Here is an 8,641-nt window from a genome sequence, read left to right as displayed (position 1 = left end):
TGAGAAATGTTTTTCTGAGAGCCCTTAGCTGAGAGCCGAAAGCCCAAAAGTTGCTAGCTAAACTTATTTTTTATCAATCAAAAACAATCAACAATCTCAAATTTACTCTAAATGCCTTTTTTCTATAAATCAAAATCACCTCCGATGAGTGGATAGATCATTGAAATCTCGCTCAAATAAAAAAAGCCGACGGTGCTACCAACACCATCGACTTGTTCATGTACATCCGAAAGTTTCTCAGGCTTTTCATCAAGATTTTTGATGGACAGGATGCTTTATGTCAGTTTTTCAACCAACCAATCAAAATTATGTCAAAAAAACGACAATTCACTAAGATTCCAATCAAGATTATGCGAATCTCCTTCGTGCAGATGATTGTCTCAGTTTTGTGCATGTCTATTGCCAATGCTGGGAATGTAAAAGCTCAAGATTTACTCGACCAAAAAGTGAGCATTGTCTCTACTAATCAGGCTTTTGAAAAAGTGTTGGAAACACTTGAGCAAGAAGCTCATGTGAAATTTATGTATAGTCCGCAGCTTATCGCTTCTGGGCGTAAAGTTTCTATTTCGGCCAAAAAAGAAAAGCTTTCTACTCTATTGGAAAGTCTTTTAAAACCTCTCAAAATATCATACGAAGTTGTAGACCGAAAAATCCTGCTCAAACGTACAGAAGTGGGAGGTTTTTTAGAAAACAAAGTGACTTCAAGCGTGGCTCAAACTATCAAAGGGAAAATTACCGACGCCGAAAAAGGTGATGGAATTCCCGGAGTAAGTATCGCCATAAAGGGTACCAATCTAGGTACTGTAACTGACGAGCAAGGTAATTATACCCTGACTGTTCCTGATGAGAAAGCAGTTCTTGTCATAACCTCGGTAGGTTATATCAAGGCTGAAGTAGTGGTAGGAAATAGATTTACAGTAAATATTAGTCTCAATCCTGATACCCAAAATCTAGGTGAAGTAGTAGTGGTAGGATATGGTACTCAAAAGGTTACAAATGTATCTGGTGCTATTGCCACGGTGAAAGGTGCTGATATAGAGCGACTTCGTCCTGTACGACCTGAAGATGCTCTGCAAGGTCGTGCGTCTGGGGTAACGATTATCTCGAATGGTTCTCCAGGCTCTAAGCCAACGGTGTTGATTCGCGGTATTCCTTCTTTTTCGGGTACCGACCCTGTGGTAATTATCGATGGTGTTCCTCAAACCTTAAATGACTTGAACGCTATTAATGCAGCAGATATCGAATCAATGAACGTTTTGAAAGATGCTGCAACGACGGCGATTTATGGAGTAAAAGGAGGAAATGGGGTAATTGTAGTAACTACTAAAAACGGGGCGAAAAATCAAAAAGCTGAAGTTTCGGTAAGTTCAAACTACGGTGTACAACAAGTGATGAGAACCATAGGAGTACTCAACGCTACAGAATACGCCGCAATCCTTAACGAAGGAAGTACTTTAGCGGGTGGCGGTCTGATTTTCAAAGATTTATCAAGTGTTGGTGTTGGAACAAACTGGCAAAAGCAAATCTTCAAAGAAGCTCCTTTGCAATCGCACAATGTTACGGTTCGTGGCGGAAGCGAGCAAGTGCAGTATTTTGTTTCTGGAGGCTATACTGGGCAAGATGGTATTGTAGGCGGTGGAAAAAACTCAAACTTTAACCGTTTGAATTTGACTTCAAATTTGACTTTTCAACTTAGTAAAAAAGTTAAATTACTATCAAATACCAGCTTTGTAAATATTCAAAGCGTTGGAGTTCAAGAGAATTCATTTAACTCGATTATTGGTAGTGCACTCAATTTTGACCCAACTGTTCCTGTTTTGAATACCGTACCAAATACCGTCGGGAAATATGGATTTAGTAATTTGTTGTTATCCGAAATTTTTAACCCATTAACTAAGCTTGACAACAACTACAACCAAAGTAATGGAAACAAATGGTATGGTAAATTAGAGTTGCAATATGAGGTTATTAAAAACCTAACGCTTGCTTCTCGATTTGGCTATACCAATTGGAATAATACCTTTAAGTCATTTACTCCTCTGGCTTTCTACGGTCCACTCAATGTTGAAAATACCATGAATGCCGATGGTTCCACCGTTACGGGTCGTCATAATAGTGTTTATGAATCAAAACGTACTGATAATACTTACACATTCGAAACATTCGGAACATACAATTTTACACTCCCAAATGAGCACCATTTTGAAACCGTTGCGGGTATTTCACTAGCCAAAGTTTCGGGTGACGAAACCAACGGTTCTCGCCAAGATGTGCCGTTTAACTCATGGGAATTTGCTGATATAACTGCCGCAACAGGCGTTAATACAGCCGACAATGTTAATGCTATTTCGATGGGAAATAGTCAATATTTCCGTAAAAACCTTTCTTATTTTGGACGTGTCAATTACGATTGGAAAGACAAATATTTAGTGTCATTTTCTGCTCGTCGTGATGGTTCTTATGCTTTTGGGATTGACAACAAGTTTGCCAATTTCTACGCAGGTTCTCTAGGGTGGGTAGTTTCTAGTGAAGATTTTTTTAACGTAGATTTTATTAATTATCTCAAAATCAGAGGAAGCTACGGTACAATTGGTAACGAAAATGTAAGTCCACAATATGTTGGTATTATTTCGGGCGGACCAAGCTATGCGGGCGATGCCAATAGCAACGGCTATACCTTCGGAAATACTTTTGTGAGTGGTTCGACGGTTGGTTCTTATGCCAATACGACCTTGCGTTGGGAAAAACAGATTCAAACTAACATAGGTTTTGATGCTCGTTTCGGGAAATATTGGTCACTTTCCGCCGATTATTTTGATAAATCTGTGGATGGTCTTCTATTTACGCCTTCTGTATCTCTCTATCTAGGAACAGCCGCACCTCCAACCGCTAATATTGGTTCTACCAAAAGTAGTGGTATTGATTTGAATTTAGGTTTTACGTATCCCATTTCAAAACAAGGACAGTTCAGTACAAACATTACTTTTACCACTGCTAAAAACCTAGTGACCGCAACTAACTCAGACGGTACTGCCATTATTCCAGGAGGGTACTATTTCAATGGTCAATCTCAGAGTGTTACTCGTTTCCAACAAGGATTTGCACCAGGGTATTTCTACGGTTACAAAACTGCAGGTTTATTCCAAAATGCTACACAAATCAGTGAAGCCCCAACACAGACAGGAGCTGTGCCGGGAGATATTCGCTTTGTGGATGTAAACAAGGATGGCATTATCAATGACCTCGATAAAACAGAAATAGGCAATCCGTTCCCTGATTTTACGATGGGCTGGAACCTCAGCTTAAGTCTGAAAAACTTTGATTTTACGATGTTTACTTACGCTTCGGTCGGAAACGATGTATATCGTGCTTATGAGAGAAATGCTATTTATTCTAATAAAGATAGAAGCGTTTTAGGTCGCTGGACGGGTGAGGGCTCAACCAACGATGCCAAATTTCCTCGTTTTTCTTTTGTAGATGCCAATAGCAACATTCGTGTGTCAGACAGATACGTGGATGATGGTTCTTTTGTAAAAATAAAAAATATTCAGGTTGGATACACATTGCCAACTAGCTGGGTATCCAACAAAGTATTTAGTAAGATTCGTGTATATGCACAAGTAAAAAATGCTTACACATTTACTCGCTATTCAGGTTTTGACCCAGAAATCCCAGGAGGAATTTTGGATACGGGTGTTGACCGTGGGGTATATCCACAGGCACGTACTTGGTCATTAGGACTTGACTTGAAATTTTAGTTTAATCTTATTAAAAAACACCGACAGCGCTAGCTCGGTACTGGATTATGAATACGAAAAAATACATATATACATTTTTGGTCTTTGGGGCACTTTGTGGAGGATGCACCCAATGGGTTGACTACAGTCCAAAAGACGATTATAAGGTAACAGATGCAGATTACCTTAAGTCTGAATCCGACTACAGAAGTATGGGCGTAAGCGTTTATACGCCAATGCAGTGGCTAAATCAGGTAGTGCCCGTTGGGGATATTGCCTCAGATAATGCCGTATCAGGTGGCGAAAATGCCTCGGACGTATTGGATTTACAACAAATAGACGACTTTTTGGTAAACAGCCAAAATGGAACATTGACCGAAATTTGGAAGGCTGCCTACGAAGGTATCAACCGTGCAAATTATCTTTATCAGTTTAAGGATACAAACCCTGCTGGTGTGGCTGTCAACTTTACAGGGAAAGATGCCTTATATGGTGAGGTGGCCTTTTTGAGAGCCTACTATTATTTTACCTTGGTAAAAATGTTTGGAAATGTTCCTTTATTTGTTGATAAAAAATTGGGTATTGCGGATTCCAGAACGCTCAAGCAAGCCAAACCTGCTGAGGTTTATGCTCAAATTGAAAAGGATTTGACCAACGCCATTGCGGTACTGCCAACTACTGACCCTAAAAATGGACGAATTACCAAATATGCTGCTCAGGCGCTTTTAGGCAAGGTATACCTCTATCAAAACAAATTTGACGCTGCCGCACCAGTACTAAAAAGTGTGATAGATGGTCCTTATTCGTTGGTCAGTAATTTCGGAAACATCTTCTTACAATCTGGCGAAAATGGTTCTGAAGCGGTGTTTGAAATTCAATATTCAAACGCCTCTCCGTATTACAACTGGGGAGGTCCCACACGTGGGCAAGGCAACTATGCTGTTCAACAATGTGGTATTCGTGGCTTAACTGGCAATAGCCCTTATGCTGCGGGCTGGAGTACCAATTTGCCTACTCAAGATTTGGCTAATGCTTATGAGGCTGGCGATAGCCGCAAAGCCGTGACTTGTCTGGATATTGAGGCATACAAGGCTGCAAATCCTAGTTTCAATATTACTTATCAAGTAGCGCCGTACAAAAATACAGGGCTGTACAATCAGAAATACCTTCCTCGCAAGGGAGAATCAAGTGGACAGATTGAGTTGAACTACTTGAATAATCAACGTATCATACGCTTGTCGGATGTGTATCTGATGTATGCAGAGGCTCTAAACCGCAAAACCTCTCCAGATGATGCAACGGCATTAGTATATCTCAACAGAGTTCGTCAAAGAGCATTTGGCGATAATAACCACAATGTGGCTGCTACAGGCACAAACCTTCGAGATGCCATCTGGAAGGAGCGCCGCCTTGAATTGGGTATGGAAGGTGACCGCTTCTTTGACCTTGTAAGAACTGGTCAAGCTGCTACAAAGTTGACGGGTTTTAAAGTAGGCAAAAATGAAATTTTCCCTATTCCACAAGTCGAGATTGAAGTGTCTGGACTTGTTCAAAACCCTGGTTATTAATCTCAATTTTTTCTTTGAAAAACATGAATCTCAAAAATATAGCATCCAGCATTGGATTGGCACTGGCAGTATTAGTATTGCCATCTTGTCAAGACCAACTCTATACTGATATTGCATTTGTGGATAAAGCAAGTGCTCCAAGTAAGCTTTCGGCTTTATTTGAAATCACTCAGGATAATACAGGTATGGTAACCATAACGCCAAATGGTGAAGGCGTTGCCTACTTTTCGGTAGCTTCTGGCCTGGCGGGTGCTGCACCTGCAACAGTTAACCCTGGTGGTAAAGTTCAGTGGAAATATCCTGAAGGCAATCATAGCGTAGTTGTGAAAGGATTTAATGTGGGAGGAAAGAGTACCGAAACGACTTTACCTTTAACTGTATCTTTCAAAGCTCCAGAAAATGTTGAAATGACTGCCACTATTGACCCAACTAATCCGAAAAAAGTCAATGTAACGGCTAAAGGTTTGTACGAAACAAATTTCAAAGCCTATTTTGGCGAAACTGCCAACGAAGTGCCTGTCTCATTCAACGAAGGACAAACGATAAGCTATACTTATAATTCTGTTGGTACATTCACCATCAAAGTGGTAGCGCTGAGCGGTGGTGCAGCTAGTACAACGGTGACCCAAAATGTAACGATTGTTAGCCCTGTTATGCTTCCGCTAGACTTTGAAACGACGGGACAGGAATATACTTTCTCTAATTTCGATGGTGGTTCGGTAAGTATCATCAACAACCCTCAGAAAAGTGGTATCAATACTTCTTCAAGAGTGGGTAGAATGATCAAATACGCAGGTCAGCCTTGGGGTGGTAGTTTGATTACTTTAGGAAGTGCGATAGATTTTTCGGTGAATAAATTCTTTGCGATGAAAGTATTTTCTCCAAGAGTTGGGGCAAAAGTATTATTAAAAGTAGAAAATGCTACCGACGGAAGCATTAGTTATGAAAAAGAAGTAGCTACCACAAAAGCGAACGCTTGGGAAGACCTAAGTTTTGATTTTAGTGCGATTAATACGAGCAACGCCTACCATAAGATTGTTTTGATTTTTGACTTAGGCACTATGGGCGACGGTTCTGCTAATTACACTTTCTTATTTGACGATATTCGATTGTACAAACCTGTTACAGCTGAAAGCCTGACAGTACCATTGACGTTTGAATCTTCTGCTTTGAATTATGATTTCGTCAATTTTGATGGGGGCAATGCCAGTGTAGTTGAAAATCCACAAAAGACAGGTATTAATACCTCAATGAAAGTTGGTAAAATGGTGAAAGCGGCTGGACAACCTTGGGGAGGGTCGTTTATCTCTTTGGAGTCACCTATTGATTTTTCTACTAAAAAAACCTTCAAAATGAAGGTGTATTCTCCAAGAGTTGGAGCTAAGGTTCTTTTAAAAGTAGAAAATCTAACCAATGGGGCGGTTAGTTTTGAGAAGGAAGTAACTACCACCAAAGCGAACGCTTGGGAAGAACTGACCTTCGACTACAGCGCTATTAATACTAACCAATCTTATCAAAAAATAGTGCTGATTTTTGATTTAGGAACGATGGGAGATGGCTCAGCTAATTTTACTTATTGGTTTGATGATATTATCCTTCAGTAAATTGGATTAAAAAAAAGAAAAGGTCTGAATAATGGTGATTTGTGAATAATCTATCATTCTTCACAAATACGCGCCAGACAGGTTTTCTAACAATATTTATTCATATTTAGATTTTGACTTTTATGAAATATACAATAAAATCAATCATAACACTGGTGTCTGTGAGTACATTGGGTCTAGCGGCCTGTAAGCAAACAGAGTTTGGGTTTGGTGATATTATTACGCCAAGTAATTTGACTGTTGTCGCTGACGTAATCGGAGTAGACGCTAATAATCCAAATGGTAATGGTTCTGGAAGTGTCAATATTGCAGCACAAGCAGGTCAGGCATTATCTTACAAAATAGACTTTGGTGATGGCAACTCTCAGATGGTTCCATCTGGAAAAGTGGCTTACCGATATGCAAATCCTGGCACTAACGAATATGTGATTTCGGTAAATGCGATTGGGACTGGTGGAGCCATGACCACTCTTAGTAAAAAAGTGAAAGTGTTTGTAGCATTCGAAATACCAAGTAATATCCTTACCGCAATGACAGGTACAGGTTCAAAAGTTTGGATTACGGATAATGAGGCAATAGGGCATGTAGGAGTGGGTCCTTCGGATGGTTTTACGCCGAGCTGGTATGCAGCAGAGCCAAACCAAAGACCAGCCTGTTTGTATGATGACGAAATTACATTTGCAAAAACGGCTAATAATCAAATTACCTTGAATGTGGATAATAAAGGTCAGTCATCCTTGATTGGCGCTGCTACTTCATTTTATGGCTTATCTGGGCCTGATGGTTGTTATGATTTGAGTACGGGTGGCACAAAAACCTTGACTTTCTCACCTGCTACCTCGGCGTCTACGTCTTCCAACTCTACAAGAGTACAATTCAGAGTACCAGGTAATGGTATTGTAAATTTTGGAACAGGAGGAACGACCTATGAAATTTTGGCACTTTCAGAAAATAGTATGACGCTTAGAAGTATTGGCTCAGATGGTAACGCGTGGTATATGAAGCTAAAACCTAAGTCAGCAACTACGCCAGTGACTGAAAAGAAACTCGTTTGGTCTGACGAATTCAATACAGATGGTGCTCCAAACCCTGCGGTTTGGGGGTATGATTTGGGAAATAACAACGGTTGGGGTAACAACGAGGTTCAATATTACACGAGTCGTCCAGAAAATGCAGTAGTTCAAGGAGGTGTTTTGAAAATCACCGCGAAGAAAGAGAATTATCAAGGCTCTAATTATACCTCGGCTCGTTTACTTTCTCTCAATAAGTATTCGATTACCTATGGACGTGTGGACATTCGTGCCAAACTGCCAGCTGGTGGCGGTACATGGCCAGCGCTATGGATGTTGGGGTCAAATATCCAGACTGTAGGGTGGCCAGCCTGTGGCGAAATTGATATTATGGAAATGGTAGGCAACAAACCAAATGTAATACTAGGAACACTACATTATCCAGGTCGTTCGGGAGGTAATGCAATTGGAGGAAGTACCACTATTACTAATGCCTCAAGCGAATTTCATATTTATTCTATTGATTGGTCAGCAAGTAGTATCAAATTTTATGTTGATGATAAACTATATTACACTTTTGCCAATAATAGTTCATTGCCATTCAATAAAGACTTTTTCTTTATCATGAATATTGCCATGGGTGGAAACCTAGGTGGCACAATTGACCCAGCCTTTACTTCGGCTACTATGGAGGTAGACTATATCAGAGTTTATCAATAAAA

Annotated in this window: 4 protein-coding genes; all 4 read left to right on the top strand. The window is 40.2% G+C overall.

Annotation, left to right across the window (positions count from 1 at the left end; genetic code table 11):
* Positions 1 to 308: 308 nt before the first annotated feature.
* The 4 genes from ACOVQ4_RS01155 (at position 309) to ACOVQ4_RS01140 (ending at position 8,639) form a co-directional block, all read left to right on the top strand.
* A complete protein-coding gene (locus ACOVQ4_RS01155; RefSeq protein ID WP_421818835.1) occupies positions 309 to 3,758 on the top strand; it encodes a SusC/RagA family TonB-linked outer membrane protein in 3,450 nt (1,149 codons plus the stop codon).
* 47 nt (positions 3,759 to 3,805) lie between these two features.
* Positions 3,806 to 5,305, top strand: a complete 1,500-nt coding sequence (locus tag ACOVQ4_RS01150) for a RagB/SusD family nutrient uptake outer membrane protein (RefSeq protein WP_421818834.1) — start codon at positions 3,806 to 3,808, stop codon at positions 5,303 to 5,305.
* Between the two features lie 23 nt (positions 5,306 to 5,328).
* On the top strand, positions 5,329 to 6,909 hold the full coding sequence (locus ACOVQ4_RS01145) for a PKD domain-containing protein (protein ID WP_421818833.1): 1,581 nt from the start codon (positions 5,329 to 5,331) through the stop codon (positions 6,907 to 6,909).
* A 122-nt stretch (positions 6,910 to 7,031) separates the two neighbouring features.
* Positions 7,032 to 8,639, top strand: coding sequence for a family 16 glycosylhydrolase (locus tag ACOVQ4_RS01140; RefSeq protein WP_421818832.1), 1,608 nt, complete (start codon positions 7,032 to 7,034; stop codon positions 8,637 to 8,639).
* The last annotated feature ends 2 nt before the right edge of the window (positions 8,640 to 8,641 follow it).

Source organism: Flectobacillus sp. (assembly GCF_049240685.1).
In the GTDB taxonomy this organism is placed as follows: Bacteria; Bacteroidota; Bacteroidia; order Cytophagales; family Spirosomataceae; genus Flectobacillus.
The sequence above is the reverse complement of the archived record's forward strand: the minus strand, read 5'-3'. Positions and strand labels throughout refer to the sequence as shown.